The sequence below is a fragment of the Lactobacillus nasalidis genome (genome assembly GCF_016587775.1).
In the GTDB taxonomy this organism is placed as follows: domain Bacteria; phylum Bacillota; class Bacilli; order Lactobacillales; family Lactobacillaceae; genus Lactobacillus; species Lactobacillus nasalidis.
In genome coordinates this window covers 1-2,091 of record NZ_BOCG01000420.1, presented here as the reverse complement: position 1 = coordinate 2,091, position 2,091 = coordinate 1, and the positions used below count along the sequence as shown (strand labels likewise).

2 protein-coding genes and 1 pseudogene are annotated in these 2,091 nt (G+C 52.6%); 2 read left to right on the top strand and 1 reads right to left on the bottom strand.

What is annotated here, in order from left to right:
• Positions 1–177, bottom strand: a pseudogene (locus lacNas_RS14510) (lysin); the annotation flags it as partial.
• Between the two features lie 257 nt (positions 178–434).
• On the opposite strand from lacNas_RS14510, the gene lacNas_RS07805 reads away from it, so the two are divergent.
• Complete coding sequence (locus lacNas_RS07805; protein ID WP_201332091.1) at positions 435–956, top strand: GNAT family N-acetyltransferase; 522 nt, start codon at positions 435–437, stop codon at positions 954–956.
• A gap of 403 nt (positions 957–1,359) precedes the next feature.
• The coding region (locus tag lacNas_RS07800; protein WP_201346751.1) for a PfkB family carbohydrate kinase at positions 1,360–2,091 on the top strand (732 nt) is incomplete at its 3' end.

Genomic DNA, 2,091 nt, shown 5'->3' with positions numbered 1-2,091 from the left:
GGCGCCTGCCTTGCTGTAACTGGTCGTGCTGGTTGATTGGTAGCTCGACACGTCGACCCCGTATGAACGGCTGCTGACGCTGGTCGTGCTGGCCTGCGTCAGACCAGCGAAGCCTAAGCTGACAGCGGCCGTTACTGCGGAAACGAGCGCGAGCAGTTTAACGTGTTTAAACTTCATGTATGGTACTCCCATTAAAAATTTGTGTTGGATTAAAATGCTCAAAATAAGTGGTTTATTTTGCAACAAACCCTATTATATAACTGAAATGTTACAGAATCTTGACACACTCTTTTCTAATTCTTAAATATTGTTACAGTTTTCAACGCAGAAAGCGTTTTCGCAAAAAGCAGATCGTTTGAGCTTGGCCGGCAAGTTTTGTAGAATACCTTTTATCGTTGTTTTTTTACGCGCGACAGATAAGGAGCTGATGGGAAATGCAGATTAGAAAAGCACAGATGGAAGACTTTGACCAGGTGATGGCGATCCTGCAGGACGGGCGCAACCAGCTGGCGGAAAGCGGAATCGACCAGTGGCAGGGGGACTACCCGAATCCGGACCATGTCCGCCAGGACATTGAAAATGGCTATGCCTACCTGGCCCAGGCCGATGACGGGGAAACGGTCGGGACCTTGTCGATTCTGCCGGCGCCGGACCACGCCTATGACCAGCTGGATGGGGAATGGCAGATCGACACGGAGGACTACGTCACCGTCCACCGGGTAGCGATCCATTCCGACCATACCGGCCACGGCTACGCTTCGCAGCTTTACCAGGCCGTGATCAGCTACTTCACCAGCGGCTTCAGCGACATCAAGTCGGTCAGGGTCGACACGCACGAGGACAACTTGGCGATGCAGCATTTGATCGAGAAGAGCGGCTTCAAGCGGGTCGGCACCCTGCACGGGGTCTACCGGGAAAATGAGACCAGCTACGTTTATGAGCTGCTGACGGCTTAAAATTAAGTTGCCATCTAAATAAAAAAACTATATAAGCAATTGCTTTAAAAATAATAGCTGTTTCCGAATTTGTAAGAAAAAGGTCACAGTTTAGTCACAATTCTCTTGTATATTTAGTGGCGTAGCTTGAGGTTGTGGAGAGCCGCAAGTTGCAACATCCAAATTTCTTTTATTTTTCTTTCCTCAATGTAACATTGCATTGAATTTTATACATACACAACACATTCCTAACCAAAGTCAGTTGTTTCTTAGCAAGCAGCTGGCTTTTGTTGTGCTCTGAAAAAGTTCCGTTCGTGCTATACTAGTTATTACTGCCACATGAAAAAAGCTCAGCCGAAATTCTTTCAGATTTTTTTAATCAAGCTTATAATAGAACTGCTGAGCAAGCTGTAAGGAGGACAAGGTGAAATCTGTTTTGATCAGCCAAGATCTGTCCTGTGTCGGTCAAGTCTCGATGTCGGTCGCTTTGCCCGTTCTGGGTGCCAGCGGCCTGCAGACGGCGGCTTTGCCAACGGCGATTCTGTCGACGCACACGGGCGGATTCGGGGAGAATACTTTTTTGGATCTGTCAGCCAGCCTGCCGGAAATCTGGGAGCACTGGCACGAGCAGCAGATCGATTTTGACGCTATTTACTTGGGCTATCTGGGCCGGGCGGCCAGCCGGGTCTGGGAGAAGGGGCTGGAAGAATGCTCCAGGCAGGGGAAACTGATCCTGCTGGACCCGGCAATGGCAGATCACGGCCGGCTCTACCGCGGCTTTGACGAGGACTATGTCCGCCAGATGCAGCGCCTGGCCAGACAGGCGACCATCCTGACGCCCAACTTGACTGAGGCCCTGCTGCTTTTGAACGAACCAGCAGACTTTGACGAGATCGACAGCCACCGGGCCAGCGTGATCACCCAGCGCCTGTCGCAGAAGTTCGCCCTGGCCCAGGTCGTGTTGACCGGGGTGCCGCTGGCGGACAACAAGATCGGGGTCTACGGGCTCAGCCGCTGCGGCCAGGTCTGGGAGAGGGTGCAAGACCGGATTCCGCGCCACTATTTCGGCACCGGCGACCTCTTTGCCAGCAGCCTCTTGGCCGGCCTGCTGCACGGCGCTGACCTGGAAAGCGCGGCGGCGGCTGCCGGCCAGTTC